The sequence below is a fragment of the Streptoalloteichus tenebrarius genome, assembly GCF_024171885.1.
Lineage (GTDB): Bacteria > Actinomycetota > Actinomycetes > Mycobacteriales > Pseudonocardiaceae > Streptoalloteichus > Streptoalloteichus tenebrarius.
Window position 1 is genome coordinate 1 of the sequence record NZ_JAMTCP010000024.1, and the last position, 18,611, is coordinate 18,611.

An 18,611-nucleotide genomic window follows, 5' to 3' on the forward strand; every position below is an offset into this window, starting at 1 on the left:
CGAGGGTCGCCTGGTCGCCGGACGCTACCGGTTGCTGCAGCGCCTCGGCAGCGGCGCCATGGGTGTCGTCTGGCAGGCCCATGACGAGCGTCTGCACCGCACGGTGGCCGTCAAGGAGTTGCTGCTACAGCCCGGTCTGAGCCGGGAGGAGGCCGACGAGGCCAAACAGCGGGCGATGCGTGAGGGTCGGATCGCCGCCCGGTTGCAGCACCCCAACGCGGTCACGGTGTTCGACGTGGTCGAGGAGGACGGCGCTCCCTGCCTGGTCATGGAGTACCTGGCGTCGCGGTCGCTGGCGGCGGTGATGGCCGAGCGGGGCACGCTGCCGCCGGCGGAGGCGGCCCGGATCGGGGCGCAGGTCGCGGCGGCGTTGTCGGCGGCGCACGCGGCGGGGATCGTGCACCGGGACATCAAGCCGGGCAACATCCTGTTGGCCGAGGACGGCACGGTGAAGATCACCGATTTCGGGATCTCCCGGGCGACCGGTGACGTGACGGTGACCAAGACGGGGATGTTGGCGGGCACGCCGGCGTATCTGGCGCCGGAGGTGGCGCGGGGGCGGGACATCGGTCCGCCCTCGGATGTGTTCTCGTTGGGGTCGACGTTGTACGCGGCGGTGGAGGGTGAGCCGCCGTTCGGGTTGAACGAGAACACGTTGGCGTTGTTGCACGCGGTGGCGGCGGGGAAGGTGAATCCGCCGTCGCAGGCGGGGCCGTTGACGGCGTTGTTGATGCGGTTGTTGCGGTCGGAGCCGGATGAGCGGCCGACGATGGCGCAGGCGCGGGAGGCGTTGGCGGCGGTGGCGGCGGGCAAGCCGTTGCCGGCGGGGTTGGGTGAGACGGTGGCGGTGGTGCCGCCGTGGCAGTCGGGTGGGGTGACGCAGGCGGTGGCGACCAAGGCCGTCGCCGCGCCCGCCGCACCGCCGCGCCCGCACACGCCGCCGCACCGTCCCGTGCCGCCGTCGGTGACGCGGGTCGACTCGCACCCGCCGGTCGCCAACGCGCCGAAGCCCACCAGGGTCGCCGAGATCGCCCCGGTGCCGGCCACGAACGGCCGCCCGCACTCGCCGGCGCACCAGGACCCGCCGCCCCAGCGGCCGGCCGCCGCACCGCGCCCCTCGGCCCCCGCGCCGAAGCCGCGCCGCAGCGGCCTGGTCTACCTCGCGGTGCTGCTGGTGGCGGCCGTGGCCGGCGTGCTCATCGCGACGTCGCTGATCAAGTCGAGCGGCAACAACAACTCCTCCGCCGACCCCGGCAACACCGGCACCAAGGGGAACCACGCCACCACCGCGCCCGCTTCCCCACCCCCGTCCGCGACCAAGGCGCCCAAGGTCAACCCTGGTCCGGCGAGCAGCAAGGAACAGGCGGTCCTCGACTTCTACGCCGCCGTGCCCAACGCCGATCTCATGCGGAGCAAGCTGAGCCTGCGCGGTAAGGCCGCTTTCGAGCAGACGGGCGAGTTCAACCTTTGGGCAAGCGCGAAGAAGGCCGAGATCATCGAAGGCCCGAGCATCGAACCAGACGGACGGTACTCCGTCCTCGTCCGAGTCACGAAGAGGGACGACAGCACGGAAAACCGGCGCATGTACCACCCCGTCATCGCCAACCCTGACGGGCCTGGGTACCTGGTGGACAACTACCGGTACCAAGGCAGCAGCTAACGCGCCAGCCACCGGACTATCGGGGCGAGTTCCTCTCGGGGAACTCGCCCCTTCTCTTTCCGTCTCCTTTCCCGACCCTCATCGGGATGATCTCCCCCGATCGGCGGTCTTGATCACCTTCACCCCTCGGCGCTAGCGTCAAAGATGCTCGGCAAAGAAAGGAGCATCATGCGCACCGGAAGTCGCCTACTTCGTATACTCGCCGGCGCAACCCTGTCCCTCCTCGCCACCCTGTCCTTCGCCATTCCAGCTAATGCAAGTGGCGCGCCCGCGAAAACTGCCTTACCCCACTCGCAAGCAGCCCCCACGGAATGTTTTCACGTTACCGAGGCCGCTAACATACGCGCCACCCCCTATCTCAGCGGCACCATCGTGGGCGTCGCCTACCCTGACCACTGTCTCGACTGGACCAGTTCTGGCGAGGGAGACAGGGTCAACGTCCCAGGTCGCTGCAGCATGTACACTTGGGCTTTTGTGACCGATACCAACACGGGCGTCCAAGGTTACATTAACATGTGTTACATCCGCGAGAGGTAGAGCAGCGAGACTCTCCCCCGTTAATGAGCATTGACAAAAAATTTCTCTCGAACGCGTACACAGATTCGGGGCTCCCGCCCGAAGGCGGGAGCCCCTTTTCTTTTGGGTTTTCAGGGGGTGACGCGGACCGCGTCCGCCGCGTTCGTCAGGGCGCGGAGGAGGCCCTGGACGGCCGGCTGGTCGTGCTGGGTCTCCCGGATGGCCGCGTAGATCTGGCGGACCGGCTCGGGATTCCGCAGCGGGCGGACGGCGACCCCGGGGTGCACGACCTCCAGCCCGAGTTGCGGGATCAACGCGACGCCGAGCCCGGCCGCGACGAACCCCTGGGCCGTGGGGAAGTCGTCGGAGCCGGCCACCGGGTTGGGCACGAACCCGGCCGCCCCGCAGGCGTCGACCACGAGCTGACGACACGGCCCCGGCGTGGACGCCGCGTCCACCCACGACTCCCCGGCGAGCCGGGCCAGGTCGACCGGTCCGCGCTCGGCCGACAGCGGATGGTCCTTCGGTAGGACCACGCGGTACGGGTCGTCCAGCAGGTGGTGGAACCGGATGCCCGGCAGGGTCGGGCACGCGCCGATGACGACGGCCACCGCGAGGTCGGCCTCGCCGGCGACCAGCTCCGCGAGCGGGTCCTGGGGGTCGCGGAGCGTGAGGTCGAGGCGCACCTCTGGGTGGGCGCGGCGGAAGGTGGCCACGGCGGGCGGGACGAGCATCGCGCCAGCCGTGGTGAAGAAGGCGACCCGCAGGCGCCCGGTGCGGCCGGCGCGGAGGTCCGCCAGCTCGGCCTCGGCCGTGGCGAGCTGGGCGGTGAGCACGGCGGCGTGGTGGGCGAGCAGCAGTCCGGCCGCGGTGGGTCGCACTCCCCTTCCCGCCTTCTCCAGGAGCGGGACCAGCGCCTCCTTCTCCAGCACGGCGAGTTGCTGGCTGATCGCGGAGGGCGTGTAGCCGAGGTTGGCGGCCGCGGCGGTGATCGAGCCACTGCTGACCACCGCCCGGAGGAGCTGCAACCGACGCACATCCAGCATGCCGTGAATTTACAGATTTCCTGAACGATGCCTCCACAATTATTCACTTGATCTCATGCTTTGTGGGCCTCATGGTGGAGGGGCCGCCACCGACCGACTTCGTGCGGATGGAGGCCGCCCCGACGGCGTCATCGGCGTCATCGGCGTCGACGCCGTCCGCGCGGGACGGCGAACAAGACACCAGACCAAGACCAGACCAAGACCACGGGGACCACCATGGGAGGACCGTCGTGACCAGTCCGGGGAGCCTGCTCCGCCTCGGCACCCTCGCGTTGCTCTGGGGCTCCAGCTTCCTCTGGATCAAGCTGGGCCTCGACGCCTTCAGCCCGGTCCAGCTCGTGCTCGTGCGGGTCGCCCTGGGCGCGGTGGTCCTGGTGGCGATCTGCCGGGCCCGACGGGTCGCGTTGCCGCGCGGCGCGCGCGTGTGGGGGCACCTGGCGGTCGCCGGCCTGCTCGCCAACGCGCTGCCGTTCGTGATGTTCGGGTTCGGGGAGCAGACCGTCGACACCGGCCTCGCCGGCGTGCTCAACGGGACCATGCCGCTGTGGACGCTGTTGATCGCGCTGCTCGTGCGGCAGGAACGCGGCCTCGGCTGGGCCAAGGGCGCCGGCCTCGCGCTCGGCTTCGCCGGCACATTGTTGATCTTCGCGCCGTGGCAGAGCGGCGGCGTGCTGGGCTGGGGCTCCCTGGCGATCCTCTGCGCCGCCCTGAGCTACGGCCTCTCGGCGGTGTACATGGCGCGGTACCTGGCCGGGCGCGGCATCCCGCCGGTCGCGGTCGCCGCAGGCCAGATGATCTGCGCGACCGCGTGGACCGCCCTGGCGATGCCGGTCGGCGGGCTCGAGGCCGTGCGGTGGAACGCGGTCTCGTTGCTGGCCGTCGCCGTCCTCGGCGTGTTCGGCACCGGGCTGGCGTTCATCGTCTACTACCGACTGATCGCCGACGACGGCCCGACCGTCGCGTCCACGACCGCCTACCTGATGCCGATCGTGTCGGTGCTGCTGGGCGCGGTCGTGCTGCACGAGGAGCTGCACCCGCGGGTCCTCGGCGGGATGGCCGTGATCCTCGTGGGAGTGGCGCTCACCCGCGTCACCCCACGCCGGACGGCCCGGGTCGAGGAGACGCCGGCTCCTTCGTCGGCCCCGGCTCCGTCGGCCCCAGCTCCGTTGAACGCAGCTCCGTTGAACCCGGCCCAGCCCGCCTCGGCCAGCGCCGGGGACTGAGCGTCCCCACGATCCCCTCGTGGGGCGGCACGCCGAGCGCGCCGCCCCACGAGACGTGGATCAGACGAGACGACGGTCGGAGGCCCAGCGGGACAGCTCGTAGCGGTTCGAGAGCTGCGTCTTGCGCAGCACGCTCGACACGTGCGTCTCGACCGTCTTGACCGAGATGAACAGCTCGGACGCGATCTCCTTGTACGCGTAGCCCCTGGCGAGCAGGCGCAGCACGTCCCGCTCCCTCGGGGTGAGCAGGTCCAGCTCCGGGTCCCGGATCGGGGCAGCGCCCGGCCGGTCGGCGAAGGCGTCGAGCACGAACCCGGCCAGGCGCGGCGAGAACACCGCGTCGCCCTCGGCGACCCGGCACACGGCCTCGGCCAGCTCGCGCCCGGAGATCGTCTTGGTCACGTAGCCCCGCGCGCCCGCACGGATCACCGCGATGACGTCCTCGGCCGCGTCGGAGACCGACAGCGCCAGGAACACCACCTCGGGCTGGTTCGGCCGCACCCGCCGCAGCACCTCGGCGCCGCCGCCGTCGGGCATGTGCACGTCCAGGAGCACCACGTCCGGCCGGTAGTGGGCGATACCGGCCACGGCCTCGTCCACCGACCCGGCCTCCCCCACGACCCGCACGGTGTCCGCCGCGTGGTCCAGCTCCGCCCGGACGCCGGTGCGGAACAACGCGTGATCGTCGACCAGGAAGACCCGCACCGGGCGGCTCCCCGTCTCCGGCGTGCCCTCTGTGTCCTGGTCGCTCACGCTCGTGCCTCCTTGGCGGCGTTCTTCGTCCCGTTACGGGAGCGCGGCATCTCCAACTGGACCTCGGTGCCCTCGCCCGGCGCCGTGCGCAGCCGGACAGCGCCCCCGTGCCGCTCCATCCTCCCCCGGATGGAGTCGGCGAGGCCATGCCGGTCCTCCGGCACCGCCTCCGGGTCGAACCCCTTGCCCCGGTCGCGCACGTAGACCTGCACCCGTTCGGGCTCCACCTCGGCGTACACGCTGACCTCGCCCACCCCGGCGTGCTTGGCCGCGTTGACCACGGCCTCCCTGGCCGCGTGCACCAACGCCACCAACCGCTCGTCCAGCTCGCAGTCCCCCACCACGACCTGTTGGACCTTGATGGCGAAGGTGTCCTCCACCTCGCCGCAGGCGGTCGCCACCGCGTCCGCGAGGTTGCCCGACGGCCCGCCCGCGGCTCCGCCGTCGGCGTCGCCGCCCCGCCGCCCGTACCCCGAGGGGCCGTAGAGCCACGCGCGGAGCTGCCGCTCCTGGCCGCGCGCCAGCCGCAGCACCTCGCGGGGCACGTCGGGCTGCTTCTGGATCAACGCCAGGGTCTGGAGGACCGAGTCGTGCAGGTGGGCGGCGATCTCGGCGCGCTCCTCGGTGCGGATGCGGGCCCTGCGCTCCTCGTTGAGGTCGCGCACGAGCCGCAGCCACCACGGCACGGTGAGGACGGCGACGCCGACCAGCGTGGCCAGCACCGACACCACGGCCGCCTGCATGGCGCCGAGGTCGACCCTGGACAGCAGGAACATCGCGATGCCCGTGACGACGAGGCCGACCCCGCCGAGCACCCGCACCACGGCGGAGACGCCACCGCCGCCCAGCAGCGCCCCGGCGACCCCGGACCGCGCGCTGCCCAGCCACCGGCGGCGCTGCGCCTCGTCCGCCTCGCGCCACACCACGGCGGTGCCGACCAGCACCGCGCCGAGCGGGCCGATGACCCAGCGCCCGATCGACCCGGTCAGCGAGCCGGCGGCGATCGCCAGGCCGGCGCCGAGCACGGCCAGGCCGATGCCCTGCATCCGCTCGGTGGACGACTCCTCGCGCTGCGGCGCGTCGGCCGGCTCCGGGGCCATGGTGATCCACAGCAGGCCGTAGGCGACCACCCCGGCCCCGCCGAGCGCGGCCAGGGCGGCGAACACCGCGCGGACCCACAGCACGGGCACGCCCAGGTGCTCGGCGACGCCGCTCGACACACCGCCCACGACCCGGCCGGAGCGCCGGCGCACCAGCGGCGGGCGCGCCAGGCCCACGGCCTGCTCGTCGGCGGGGCGTCCGGCCCCGGGCCACCGCATCGTCTCCGGCATCGTCACCTCCCGCCGCTCCTCCGTCGTCGCGCTGTCGACCTCGACGTCCACGCTGGCATCGTCGCACCCGGGCGCCCGCGCGGACATCGGGGAACGACCCGGGGCGGCGCTGGTCCCGCCTCCGGGGCGGGTCAGGGGCCTCCCCGATGCGCGGGAGGACACTGAGGAGGGAGTCTCGGGACGTGAGCGGGATGCGGGACACACCGGGACGGTGGGCCGCCGTCGAGGACACGGCGGGCGATCTCTGGGCGACCCGGCCCCGGCGACCCCGGACGGGCCGCAAGGTCGCCGGCGTCGCGGCGGGCATCGGTCGCCGGTACGGCGTCGACCCCGTGCTGGTCAGGGTCGGGTTCGCGACGTTGACCTTCGCCGGCGGCGTCGGGGTGCTGTTGTACGTGCTGGGCTGGCTGTTGCTGCCCGAGGACGGCGACGAGGTCTCCGCCGTGGAGGGGCTGCTGCACCGGGGGCGCGCGTCGACCTCCGGCGCGCTCACGGCGGCGCTCGCCCTCGCGCTGATCCCGATCAGCGCCTTCGTGTTCGACGGCGACGTCAGCGCCTTCGTCTCGTTGGGTCTGGCCGCGAGCGCGGTGTACCTGCTGCACCGTCACCGGGGGCAGGAGAACCGGGAGTTCGGCGCCGACGCTCCGGTCATCCAGCCGGCGCAGACGGGTGTCCCGCCGACCGCCGCGCCCCCGGTGGGCGTGCCGCCGATGTCCGCTCCCAGCGACGCGGAGCCGAGCGAGGCGGCGGGAGGCGAGGCCGCCACGCGGCCGCTGTCCACGCACCCGCTTCAGGCGTCCGCCGCCACCACGGTCGGCCCTGCCGGCCCTGCCGCCCCTGCGACGCCTACCGCACCTACCGCGCCTACTGTGCCGAGTGCGCCCGCAGCGCCCGCTGCGCCCCCTGTCCCTCCGCACATGGCCGCCGCCATGCCGGACTCCACACACACCGCACCGGCTCCGTCGGTGGGTGTGCCGCCCGATCAGGCCGCGGACGTCCCGCCACCCCCGGCGTGGGACCCGCTCGGCGTCGCGCCGTTCGCCTGGGACCTCCCGGAGCCCGCTCCCACCCAGGAGGAGCGCCAGGAGGAGCGGGGGGAACCGAAGCGCCGGTCGCGCGTCACCGCGGTGACCTTCGCGTTGGCGCTGGTCACGGGCGGGGTGGGCATCGTGTTCGGCCCCGACATCGGCTGGACGCACGTGCCGGGGCTCGTGCTGGCCGTGCTCGGCGTCGGGATGCTGGCCGGCTCGTTCCTCCGGGGCGGCCGCGGTCTGATCGCGCTCGCGGTCCCGGTCGGGTTCCTGGCCATGGCCGGCGGCGCGACCGGCCCGGTCCACGAGTGGGAGGGAGCGGGCGCCCAGCACGTCACCCCGAACGCGGTCGCGGACGTGCAGCCGTCCTACACACTCAGCGCCGGCGACATCGACCTGGACCTGTCCCAGTTGCGGCTGACCAAGGACGACCAGGTGACCACCCGGGTGCGGGTGCAGCTCGGCAACGTCTCCGTCCGGGTGCCCCGCGACGCCGACGTCGAGGTGGAGTGCACGACGGGACTGGGTGACGCCCAGTGCCTGAGTCAGAGGACCAGCGGATCGAACAGGACGTTGAGAAGCGTCGAGCACGGGCCCGACGGCCCCGGCGGCGGGAAGATCGTGCTGGAGGCGCGGACCGGGATGGGGAACGTGGAGGTGCTCCGTGACTGACCACGGCAACGGCCGGGAGATCCGGCGCGGTCGGAACCGGCGCCCGCGCCGCAGGGGCCTGGACGTGCTCACGTTCCTCGCCGGCCTGATCGCGTTGGGGGTGGCCGGCTACAACCTGACCGACGGCGCGCTGTGGGTCCCCGACTGGGACCTCCGGTGGGTGCTCGCGGGGGGCGCGGTCGCCGTGGGCGTGCTGATCCTCGTGGCGTCGCTCCGCCCCCGCCGCAAGTAGCGCCCCACCGGGCGCGGCGAACCCGACCACCCCGCCAGGTGTGGTGGGTCAGCACAGGAGCCAGTCGCATTCCGGGGTGGCGGTGGTCCGCCGCGGCCGTGGCCTCGGGGTGGTCGTGACCGTCGTCGTGGCCGGAGGGTGGATGGGCGCCGGCGCCACCGCGGTGGTGGGGAGCTCGGCGGGCGACGGCGTCGTGACCCTGACGGCCGACGTGACGGGGCGACGGAGCGTCGTGGTGGGCGAGTCGGCCGAGGGGGCCTCCGTGGTCGGGGAGTCCGGCGTCTCCGGGGTGGTCGGGGTCGTCGTGGGGGCGGGGGCCGGTTCGACCGAGGTCGTGCGGCGGTTCTCCTCGACGCGGTCGCGACGCGTGGTCTCCGACGCCGGCCGGTGGACCAGGCCGAGGAAGAACAGAGCGGACACCACCGAGCCCACCAGGGCCCCGACCGCGAGCCGACCCTGCCCGCTCATCTCCGCGAGCACCGCCACTGCCTATCGCGATCACCCGAACGCCTCCAAGCGAGGCGGCCGGATCACGCCCGGAACGGGGACGCCGCGCCCCCCTGACCGGGTGGCGCGGCGTCGGTGTCGCTGTCCTCAGGCGTCCCAGGTGTCCTCAGTGTCTCGGCGGCTGCCGTCGGTGTCTTGGCTGCCGTCGGTGTCCTGGACGCCCTCGGCGCCCGCTGCGGGGTCGGCGTCCCGGTCGACGTCCGCCGACCGAGCGCCATGTCGGCCGGGGGGTCGCCCGGCCGACGGTCACTCCCACTCGATGGTGCCCGGCGGCTTGCTCGTCACGTCGAGGACGACCCGGTTGACCTCCGCCACCTCGTTGGTGATGCGGGTCGAGATCCGCTCCAACACGTCGTAGGGCAGGCGCGACCAGTCGGCGGTCATGGCGTCCTCGCTGGACACCGGCCGCAGGACGACCGGGTGGCCGTAGGTGCGGTAGTCGCCCTGCACGCCCACCGAGCGCACGTCGGCCAGCAGCACGACCGGGCACTGCCAGATGTCGCGGTCCAGCTCGGCCGCGGTCAGCTCCTCCCGGGCGATCGCGTCGGCGGCCCGCAGGATCTCCAGCCGCTCGGCGGTCACCTCGCCCACGATGCGGATGCCCAGGCCGGGACCGGGGAACGGCTGTCGGTGGACGATCGTCTCCGGCAGGCCCAGCTCCAGGCCGACCCGGCGCACCTCGTCCTTGAACAGCAGCCGCAGCGGCTCGACCAGCTTGAACTGGAGGTCCTCCGGCAGGCCGCCCACGTTGTGGTGGCTCTTGATGTTCGCGGCCCCGGTGCCGCCGCCCGACTCGACCACGTCCGGGTAGAGGGTGCCCTGCACCAGGAAGTCGATGTGCTCGCCGTGCTCGCCGGCCTCGGCCTGGAGGTCGCGGGCGGCCTGCTCGAACACCCGGATGAACTCCCGGCCGATGATCTTGCGCTTCTCCTCGGGGTCGGTGACCCCGGCCAGCGCGTCCAGGAACCGCTGCCGCGCGTCCACCGTCACCAGGCGCACGCCGGTCGCCGCCACGAAGTCCCGCTCCACCTGGGCCCGCTCGCCGGCCCTCAACAGGCCGTGGTCGACGAAGACGCAGGTCAGGCGGTCACCGATGGCGCGGTGGACGAGCGCCGCCGCGACGGCGGAGTCCACGCCGCCGGACAGGCCGCAGATCGCGCGGCCGTCGCCGACGTGGGCCCGCACGGCCTCGACCGCGTCGTCGACGATCGACGCGGTGGTCCACTGCGGCCGGACGCCGGCGATCTCGTGCAGGAACCGCCGGAGCACCTCCTGGCCGTGCGGCGAGTGCGCCACCTCGGGGTGGTACTGCACACCGGCCAGCCGGCGCTCGACGTTCTCGAACGCCGCCACCGGCGCGCCGCCGGAGGTGGCGGTGACGGTGAAGCCCTCGGGCGCCCGCGTGACGCAGTCGCCGTGGCTCATCCAGACCGGGTGGTTGGCGGGCAGCTCCTCGTGCAGCCGACCCCCCTGCGGCGTGACGGACAGGTCGGTGCGGCCGAACTCCCTGGTCCCGGTGTGCTCGACCGTGCCGCCGAGCACCTGCGCCATGGCCTGGAAGCCGTAACAGATGCCGAAGACGGGCACGCCCTGCTCGAACAGTGCCGGGTCGACGCGCGGCGCGCCCTCCTCGTACACCGAGGACGGGCCGCCCGACAGCACGACGGCTGCGGGGTTCCTGGCGAGGATCTCCTCCACAGGAGTGGTGTGCGGCACGACCTCGGAGTAGACCTGCGCCTCCCGCACCCGGCGGGCGATGAGCTGGGCGTACTGCGCGCCGAAGTCGATGACGAGAACCGGGCGCTGTGCGCTGGTGGCGCTCACTGGCGAACCTCCGCGTGGGCTTCCTTCTGCTCCCATCGTCCCAGGTGAACCCGCCGGATGGCGCACCACCCCCACCCGGAACGTGGGGATCACCACGCGTGACGTCACCGTTACGGCGGTAGGAACACACACTGGCGTCACGTGTGATGTACGTCTACCGTGTGACGATCAACACGCAGGGAGGTGGCGCCCGTGCTGGAGTCCTTCTTCGCCGGCCTGCTCGCGGTGGTGGCGGTCGTCGGGGTTCTCGCCCTGACGGTCCTGTACGGAACGGTGTTGCTGGCCGCGGCCGGCGCGGCGGGAGTGGTCGGCTTCGGCTGGCAGCGGATGCGTCGCCGCTCGTGGTGACCCTCGTCGCGCGCCCCGCACGCCGGGCGCGCCCCGGGCGGGACGACGGGCCTACGGTAGGGGCATGACCGGTCCGAACGCCGTGGAGGCCAGGCCGCGCCCGTGCTGGGTCGCCGGCCGCGCGGAGCAGGGTGAGAGCGAACTCGTCGTCCGACACCCGTTCGACGGGACCGAGGTGGCCAGCGTGGCCGTCCCGGGCGCCGAGCAGGTCGAACGGGCCGTCGCGGCTGCGGCGGAGGTGGCGGGAGAGTTCCGCCGGTCCCCCGCGCACCTGCGGGCGGCCGCCCTGGAGCACGTCTCACGCCGGCTCGCCGAGCGCGCCGAGGAGATCGCCGAGACGATCACCGCCGAGAACGGCAAGCCGCTGCGCTGGGCCGCCGTCGAGGTGGAGCGCGCGGTGTCCACGTTCCGGTTCGCCGCCGAGGAGGCCCGCCGGTTCACCGGGGACCTGCAACGGCTGGACACCGACCCGGCGGCGCACGGCCGGCTGGCCGTGGTGCGCCGCGTGTCCCGGGGCCCGGTGCTGGGCATCGCCCCGTTCAACTTCCCGCTCAACCTCGTGGCCCACAAGGTGGCGCCCGCGCTGGCCGTGGGCTCGCCGATCGTGGTGAAGCCGGCGCCGCGCACCCCGCTGTCGGCGTTGCTGCTCGGCGAGCTGCTCGCCGAGACCGACCTGCCGGCCGGGGCGTTCTCCGTGCTGCCGCTGGGCAACGAGGAGACGATGGCGCTGGTGCGGGACGAGCGCCTCCCGGTGGTCTCGTTCACCGGGTCCGGCCCGGTCGGCTGGTCGATCGCCGACGCGGTGCCCCGCAAGCACGTCGTGCTGGAACTGGGCGGCAACGCCGCGGCCGTGGTCTGCGCGGACTGGGACAGCGACGCGGATCTCGACTTCGCCGCGCGGCGCATCGCCACCTACTCCAACTACCAGGCGGGCCAGTCGTGCATCGCGGTGCAGCGGGTGGTCGTGGACCGCGCGGTCGCCGACCGGTTCGTGCCCCGGCTCGTCGAGGCGGTGCGGGGGTTGCGCACGGGTGACCCGCACGACCCGGAGGTCGTCGTCGGCCCGCTGGTGGACGAGGACGCCGCGAAGCGCGTGGAGACGTGGATCGGTGAGGCGACCGCGCGCGGCGCGCGGGTGCTGGCGGGCGGGACGCGCACCGGAACGGTGCTCGAACCGACCGTGCTGGCCGACGTGCCCACCGGGTCGAAGGCGTGGGACGAGGAGATCTTCGGCCCCGTGCTTGCCGTGTCCACAGTGGACGGACTGGACGAGGCGCTGGCGCTGGTGAACGACTCCCGGTACGGCCTCCAGGCCGGCGTGTTCACGCACGACGTGCGGGTCGCCTTCCGCGCGTCGGCGGAGCTGGAGGTGGGCGGCGTGATCGTCGGCGACGTGCCGTCGTACCGCGCCGACCAGATGCCCTACGGCGGGGTCAAGGGTTCCGGCGTGGGCCGCGAGGGCGTGCGCTCGGCGATGAACGACCTGACGGAGGAGCGCGTCCTCGTGCTCACCGGGGTGTCGTTGTAGGTCCGGGGTAGATCCGGTGCCGCAGGCGGGTCCCGTCGATCCGCTACCGGCGACGGGTCTCCGGTGGCGGTCCGAGTCCGTGGTTTTGGCCGCTGACCAGGTGGTTTGGGACATCGCGGGCCGTCGCAGCCTGGGGACCATGTGCTGGGGTTCGTGGGGTTCGTCGGTGGCCATGACCTCGCCGCTGGGCGAGGTCATGGCCATGGCATGGCCACGGCCCGTGTTGTGGGCGCCCGAGATGGCTGGCGCGGGGCGGACCCCGTTCACTCTCCCGCCGGCGGGACTGCTCGGCCCAGCCAGCCGATCCTCATGATCGCGACCTGGCCCTGGGTCACCGCAATGGATCACCGCCCGAGTCACGAACGGTTCGGCGTTGGCCGATGGGCCTCAGGCCAGGGGCCAGGGGCCAGGGGCCAGGGGCCAGGGGCCAGGGGCCAGGGGCCAGGGGCCAGGGGCCAGGGGCCAGAGAAAACCACCAGTAGACCACGGGGCACAGACCTTCTGACTGTCTCTCACCCGTCCGAGATCGGAGTTGTCCACAGGCCCCGGATCTCTCCACAGTGGATCTTCGTGGGGTTCCGCCGCGTGGTGGGCGCCGATAGGCTGGAGCGGGGCTCGCCCCCCGGGCGGGTGGGGGCTGACCTGGGGAAGGGTCAGATTGGGCGGGTCAGGCCAGGCCCTGTGGGAAGCCGAGAACGGCGTCCGGGTCGTAGCGCCGTGCGATCTCGCGCAGTCGCCCGAGGTTGGGGCCGTAGCTGGCGGTCGCCCAGTCGGATTGGCCCGGGTCGAGATAGTTGATGTACGCCCCGGTGGCCCCGAGTTCGGCCAGGCCGCGTTGCACCTCGAAGACCAGCCGGGTTCGGTGCACCCGGTCCTCGGCCGTCGCCGTCGCGTACACCTGCGCCGTGGCGAACGCGGACCGGTGCGGGAACGCGGTGGCCGCCGCGTCGACCTCCGCGATCACGCCGCCCAACGGGTCGACTTCCACCACCACCCCCTCGCTCCCCTCCAGCAGGCCGACGAGAGCCGCCGCCCCCACCGGACGCGTCAGCACCCGCGACGAGGCGACGAAACCCACCCGGGGCAGGACACCTCCCTCGTCCCGGAGGCGACAACACGCCGGCGGGATCTCGGAGCACCCCGCGAAGTGACGCGTCGCCGTGAGGAAGTCGGCCGCGCGGAACATCCCCTGCCCAGGTGAGGTGCCCACGCTCCGCACCAGCTCAGCCAGGAGGGACCGGCCGGCGTCGGGCCCTCCCACCCAGCACCCGACAACCCGGCACCCCACGGCGGCGCCACCCGTCAGGGTGCAGTTGGCCCACATGCGCGAGGGAACGCGGGTGATCCACTCCTGCCACCCGCCGAACACCTCCACCGCCGAGCCGGCCGGGAAGTCCATGGCGAAGACGGCCAGGTCGGGCGCGGCTTCCGTGGCGAACTCGAACGACACCACCACCCCGAAGTTGCCGCCACCGCCGCCCCGCAACGCCCAGAACAGGTCCGGCTCGGAGTCCGGCGACGCGGTGACCAGGCGCCCGTCGGGCAGCACCACCCGGGCTGACCGGAGCCGGTCCGCGGTGAGCCCGAACGCCCGGTCGAGCATCCCGATCCCGCCGCCGAGGGTGAGCCCGGCGAGGCCGACCGTGGGGCACGACCCGAGGGGCAGGCAGCGCCCGGCCCCGGCCAGCGCCGTGGCGACCTCGACCAGCCGGGTGCCGGCGCCGACCACGGCGACGCCGTCCGCACGGACCTCCACGTCGGCCAGGTCGCGCAGGTCGACGACCAACCCGTCCCGTGGTGTGGAGTACGCCGGGTAGCTGTGCCCTCCGCTCCGCGCGGCAACCGGCGTGCCCGACCCGGCAGCCAGGTCGAGACACCTCCGGACGTCCTCAGGACCAGCGCACCGGACGATCGCCGCCGGCACCCGGTCGTCGCACAGGGCGTTGAACGGACGGCACAGCAGGTCGTAACCGGGTTCCCCGGGCAGGATCAACCGCCCAGTGAGCTGACGGCGCAGCGCCGCCCAGTCCTCAGGGCTCACGAGGACGCTCCGCGGCTCGTCGTGTCGCGCTGTCGTGTCGCACTTCGGTGGAGTAGCCACTTCAGGGCGTCTGGCCCCAACCAGTCGCACGCCGGAGCGCGGCCGCCAACTCCGCCTCGGCGGCGTCCGCTGCCACGTCGTGCCGCACCGCCGCGAGGTGGCCGTCCGGCCGGACCAGGGCGAAGGACGCCGGCCCGAGACGCAACTCCTCGGCCAGCCCCCGCTCCGGCAACCGCACGAGCCGTGTCGGCGGGGCGGTGGGCGAGCCCGGGTCGCCGGACAGGACGCTCTGCCCGGCGGTCAGTGAGGTGAGCACGGTGAAGTGCGGGCCGAGGACCTGCCGGAGCCGCCAGCCACCCGCGAGGGGAGCGTCAGGGCAGAGCACGCCCGGCAATGGCGGTCGGGCCGCGCCTGGTGCGCGGGGAAAGGCCGCGACCTCCCGTGCGGAGGGAGGCGTGGTCAGCGGCGAGTCCACGTACCAGAACGGTTCGGCCAGCCGACCGGAGTCGATCAGGGGCCGGACGCTCGGGTCCTCGACGCTCCTGGTGAGGACGGCGTGGCGGTGTTCCCGCTCCGCCTGCGTCCTGGGGGAGAGGAACCGCATCGTGGCGCTGGTGACGTCGAGGTTCTCGTCGGCCGCGGCGCCGCGCTCGACGTCGTAGGAGTCGAGCAGGAGCGGCCCCGCCCAGCCGGCCCGCTCGTAGGCGATCTTCCACGCGGCGTTCTCCGCGTCCTGCACCCCGGAGTTGAGCCCCCGCGCCCCGAACGGGGCCATGACGTGCGCGGCGTCGCCGGCGAACAGCACGCGGCCCACCCGCATGGCGGGCACGCGACGCTGGTGGAACCGGTAGACGGAGACCCACAGCAGGTCGTGGTCCCTGTCCCCGACGATGGCCCGGATCTTGGCGTCGAGCGCTCCGGACTCCTGGGCCCGGTCCAGGTCGAAGTCCGCCGGCACCTGCCAGTCGATCCGCCACACGCCGCCGGGCTGCGGGTGGAGCAGCACCTGGCGGCCGGGGTTCCACACCGGGTCGAAGAAGAACCGGCGCTCCGGGGCGTCGAAGCCGAAGTCGGCGCGCACGTCGGCGATGAGGAACTGGTCCGGGTACGACTCCCCCTCGAACGGCAGACCGAGCAGGTGACGCACGGTCGAGTGGGCGCCGTCCGCGGCGACGCAGTGCGTTCCGTAGAACGCCCGTTCTCCGTCCTCGGTGACGACCCGAGCCGTCACTCCGGCGTCGTCCTGCTCGATGCCCACCACCCGGTGCCCGAACCGCACGTCGACGGCGGGCTCGGCCGCGGCGCGCTCGTCCAGCAGCAGTTCGAGGTCGGTCTGCGAGATGTTGGTGAACGGCGGGAACGTGCTGTGGCTGTCCTCGGGGAACGTGGTCACCAGGACCTCGTGCTCGCGGAAGAACGTCCGCCCGACCCACCAGGTGACGCCCGCGTCGGCGATCCGCCGTCCGAGTCCCACCCGTTCGAGGATGTCGAGGACGTCCCGCTGCACGCAGATCGAACGGCTGCCGACCGCCAACCGCCGGGGCGCCGCCTCCAGCACGACGCTCGGTGTCCCGGCCCTGGCCAACAGCAGGGCCGTGGCGAGCCCGACCGGGCCACCTCCGACGACCAGCACCGGTCCACGGACGCCGTCGTCCATGCGCCGATACTCCCGCACACTCCGCGCCGGCGCTTCGCGCTGCGCACGGGCGGCGGCGGTCAGTCGTCGACGAGTCGCGCGGGGTCGAACGCTACCGGGAACGGCTTCTCGACCCTCAGCACCTCACCCGCGCCCACCCGCCGCACCAGCTCGTACTCCCCAGCGGAGCCCAGCTCGTACACCTGTTCGTCGGGAAGCTCGACTCCGACCGCCTCCCAGGTAGCGCAGCCCGGCAGCACGCGCGGCCGGGCGCAGGAGGGAGTGCGGCAGGAACGACGCCGTCTGGTGACCACGACTCGGTGGTGGATTCACGATCAGGGCACCATCCACGACCTCGTACCGGATTCCGTCATCCGGCATCGCGAGCACATCTCTGATCGTCCAGCGACCCACCTGATCGAACGCAGCGCTCACGTGGCCGTCACCCCCCAGATGCGCTCCGCACCCATCTCGTCGCAGGGAGTCCTCCCCACACGCCCACAGTGTCTACTGAGCGAGGGGCAGGCGGAGCGCGGCGGGCGCGTCAGCGGGGACGGCCGGACGGCGCGGCGCGACCGGCGCGACGCGCCGGTACGACTGGCCCGGCGCGGGCCGGGGATCGGTCTCACCGGCGTTCGGCCAGAACGCGAAGGCCCGCTCCGCCTGGGCGGTGATGGTCAACGACGGGTTCACCCCGAGGTTCGCCGTGATCGCCGACCCGTCCACGACCGACAGCGTCGGGTAGTTGTGCACGCGGTGGTACGGGTCGATGACGCCCTGCTCGGCGGTCTCCCCGATCACGCATCCCCCGATGAAGTGCGCGGTCAGCGGGATGTTGAACAGCTCGCCCCACGTGCCGCCGGCCACGCCGCCGATGCGCTCGGCGGCGAGCTGGTTGGCTCGGTGGCCGGCCGGGATGAAGGTCGGGTTGGGCTGGCCGTGCCCCTGCTTCGAACTCAGCCGCCACCGACCGAGCGGGCCCCGCCGCACGAAGGTGGTGATCGAGTTGTCCAGGGCCTGCATGACCAGCAGGATCAGCGTCCGCTCACTCCACCGCCGCACGGACAGCAGGCGCAACGTCGTCACCGGGTGCCGGAGGAGGTACCGGAAGAACTGCACCCACCTCGGTGTGCTGGCCGCGCCGTCGGTGGCCAGGGTTTGCAACAGCCCCATCGCGTTGCTGCCCTTGCCGTACCGCACCGGCTCGATGTGGGTGGACTCGTCGGGGTGGAAGGACGAGGTGATCGCCACACCCCGGCTGAAGTCCCGCGCCGGGTCGACGCTCAGCCGGCCGGCTCCCACGATCGCCTCGGAGTTCGTCCTGGTCAGCTCGCCGAGCCTGGGCGAGAGTCGGGGCAGGACGCCCTCGGCCCGCATCCGGTGCAGGAGGTTCTGGGTGCCCCAGGTGCCGGCCGCGAGGACGACCTGGGCGGCGGTGATGGCGCGCTCGGGCCGACGCCGGCCGCCGGTCGGGCGGGTCCGCACCACCCAGCTCCCGTCCGGCCGGGGCACGAGCGCGGTGACCGTGGTCAGCGGCAGGACGTGCGCGCCGTTGCGTTCCGCGAGGTAGAGGTAGTTCTTGACCAGGGTGTTCTTGGCGCCCACCCGGCAGCCGGTCATGCACGAGCCGCACTCGGTGCAGCCCGTGCGCCTCGGCCCCGCGCCCCCGAAGTAGGGGTCCTCGGCCGTCTCGCCGGGGCGGCCGAAGAAGACGCCGACCGGCGTGGGGTGGTAGCTGTCGGCCACGCCCATGTCCGCCGCGACCTCCTGGATCACCTCGTCGGCCGGGGTGACGTGCGGGTTGGTGACCACGCCGAGCATCCGGCTCGCCTGGTCGTAGTACGGCGCGAGCTCGGCCTCCCAGTCGGTGATGTGCGCCCACTGCCGGTCGCGGTAGAACGGCGTGAGGGGCCGGTACAGCGTGTTGGCGTAGACCAGGGAGCCGCCGCCGACGCCCGCGCCCGCCAGGACCATGACGTTGCGCAGCAGGTGGATGCGTTGGATGCCGAAGCAGCCCAGCCGGGGCGCCCACAGGTAGCGCCGCAGGTCCCACGAGGTGCGGGCGAACTCGTCGTCGGCGAAACGCCGTCCCGCCTCGACGACCGCGACCCGGTAGCCCTTCTCGGTCAGCCGCAACGCGGCGACGCTCCCGCCGAAGCCGGACCCCACGACCACCACGTCGTAGTCCGGCCGGTCGCCCACCCCGTGGTTACCTGTGAGTAGCGCCATAGCGGGAGGCTAGCCCCACCTCGGCCCGTCCGAC

15 protein-coding genes are annotated in these 18,611 nt (G+C 73.2%); 6 read left to right on the plus strand and 9 right to left on the minus strand.

What is annotated here, in order from left to right:
* A partial coding sequence (locus LX15_RS19330; RefSeq protein WP_253671031.1) for a serine/threonine-protein kinase occupies positions 1-1,660 on the plus strand: 1,660 nt, incomplete at its 5' end.
* A 647-nt stretch (positions 1,661-2,307) separates the two neighbouring features.
* On the opposite strand, the gene LX15_RS19335 is transcribed toward LX15_RS19330, so the two are convergent.
* The gene (locus LX15_RS19335) at positions 2,308-3,222 is read right to left on the minus strand and encodes a LysR family transcriptional regulator (protein WP_253671032.1); all 915 of its coding nucleotides are present in this window, start codon (positions 3,220-3,222) and stop codon (positions 2,308-2,310) included.
* A 230-nt stretch (positions 3,223-3,452) separates the two neighbouring features.
* On the opposite strand from LX15_RS19335, the gene LX15_RS19340 reads away from it, so the two are divergent.
* On the plus strand, positions 3,453-4,445 hold the full coding sequence (locus LX15_RS19340) for a DMT family transporter (protein ID WP_253671033.1): 993 nt from the start codon (positions 3,453-3,455) through the stop codon (positions 4,443-4,445).
* 60 nt (positions 4,446-4,505) lie between these two features.
* Here LX15_RS19340 and LX15_RS19345 read toward each other — a convergent pair whose 3' ends face one another.
* Together LX15_RS19345 and LX15_RS19350 are read right to left on the minus strand one after the other, a co-directional pair.
* Positions 4,506-5,198, minus strand: coding sequence for a response regulator (locus LX15_RS19345; protein ID WP_253671034.1), 693 nt, complete (start codon positions 5,196-5,198; stop codon positions 4,506-4,508).
* A complete protein-coding gene (locus LX15_RS19350) occupies positions 5,195-6,517 on the minus strand; it encodes an ATP-binding protein (RefSeq protein ID WP_253671107.1) in 1,323 nt (440 codons plus the stop codon). Before LX15_RS19350 ends, LX15_RS19345 begins: the two co-directional genes overlap by 4 nt.
* A 203-nt stretch (positions 6,518-6,720) precedes the next feature.
* Between LX15_RS19350 and LX15_RS32570 the strand changes: the two genes are divergently transcribed.
* Positions 6,721-8,232 carry a PspC domain-containing protein gene (locus tag LX15_RS32570; RefSeq protein ID WP_301304898.1) on the plus strand — a complete coding sequence of 504 codons (1,512 nt, stop codon included), beginning with the start codon at positions 6,721-6,723 and terminating at the stop codon, positions 8,230-8,232.
* Positions 8,225-8,464 (plus strand): hypothetical protein, encoded by a 240-nt coding sequence (locus LX15_RS19370; protein WP_253671035.1) that lies wholly within the window; start codon positions 8,225-8,227, stop codon positions 8,462-8,464. The genes LX15_RS32570 and LX15_RS19370 overlap by 8 nt, the downstream gene beginning before the upstream one ends.
* Positions 8,465-8,512: 48 nt before the next feature.
* On the opposite strand, the gene LX15_RS19375 is transcribed toward LX15_RS19370, so the two are convergent.
* Entirely contained in the window at positions 8,513-8,932 is a 420-nt protein-coding gene (locus LX15_RS19375; RefSeq protein WP_253671036.1) for a hypothetical protein, read from the minus strand.
* Positions 8,933-9,217: 285 nt separating this feature from the next.
* A complete protein-coding gene (gene guaA, locus LX15_RS19380; RefSeq protein ID WP_372502757.1) occupies positions 9,218-10,831 on the minus strand; it encodes a glutamine-hydrolyzing GMP synthase in 1,614 nt (537 codons plus the stop codon).
* 156 nt (positions 10,832-10,987) lie between these two features.
* On the opposite strand from guaA, the gene LX15_RS19385 reads away from it, so the two are divergent.
* Both LX15_RS19385 and LX15_RS19390 read left to right on the plus strand, forming a co-directional pair.
* Entirely contained in the window at positions 10,988-11,143 is a 156-nt protein-coding gene (locus LX15_RS19385) for a hypothetical protein (RefSeq protein WP_253671038.1), read from the plus strand.
* Positions 11,144-11,207: 64 nt separating this feature from the next.
* Entirely contained in the window at positions 11,208-12,671 is a 1,464-nt protein-coding gene (locus LX15_RS19390; protein ID WP_253671039.1) for an aldehyde dehydrogenase family protein, read from the plus strand.
* A gap of 667 nt (positions 12,672-13,338) precedes the next feature.
* Here the strand turns inward: LX15_RS19390 and LX15_RS19395 are convergent.
* From LX15_RS19395 to LX15_RS19410, 4 genes are all read right to left on the minus strand, one after another.
* Positions 13,339-14,712: an FAD-binding oxidoreductase gene (locus LX15_RS19395; protein ID WP_253671040.1), complete on the minus strand. Its 1,374-nt coding sequence runs from the start codon at positions 14,710-14,712 to the stop codon at positions 13,339-13,341.
* 61 nt (positions 14,713-14,773) lie between these two features.
* A complete protein-coding gene (locus LX15_RS19400) occupies positions 14,774-16,369 on the minus strand; it encodes an FAD-dependent monooxygenase (protein WP_253671041.1) in 1,596 nt (531 codons plus the stop codon).
* A 59-nt stretch (positions 16,370-16,428) separates the two neighbouring features.
* A complete protein-coding gene (locus tag LX15_RS19405) occupies positions 16,429-16,662 on the minus strand; it encodes a hypothetical protein (protein WP_253671042.1) in 234 nt (77 codons plus the stop codon).
* Between the two features lie 193 nt (positions 16,663-16,855).
* Positions 16,856-18,577, minus strand: coding sequence for a GMC family oxidoreductase (locus LX15_RS19410; protein WP_253671043.1), 1,722 nt, complete (start codon positions 18,575-18,577; stop codon positions 16,856-16,858).
* Positions 18,578-18,611: the final 34 nt, after the last annotated feature.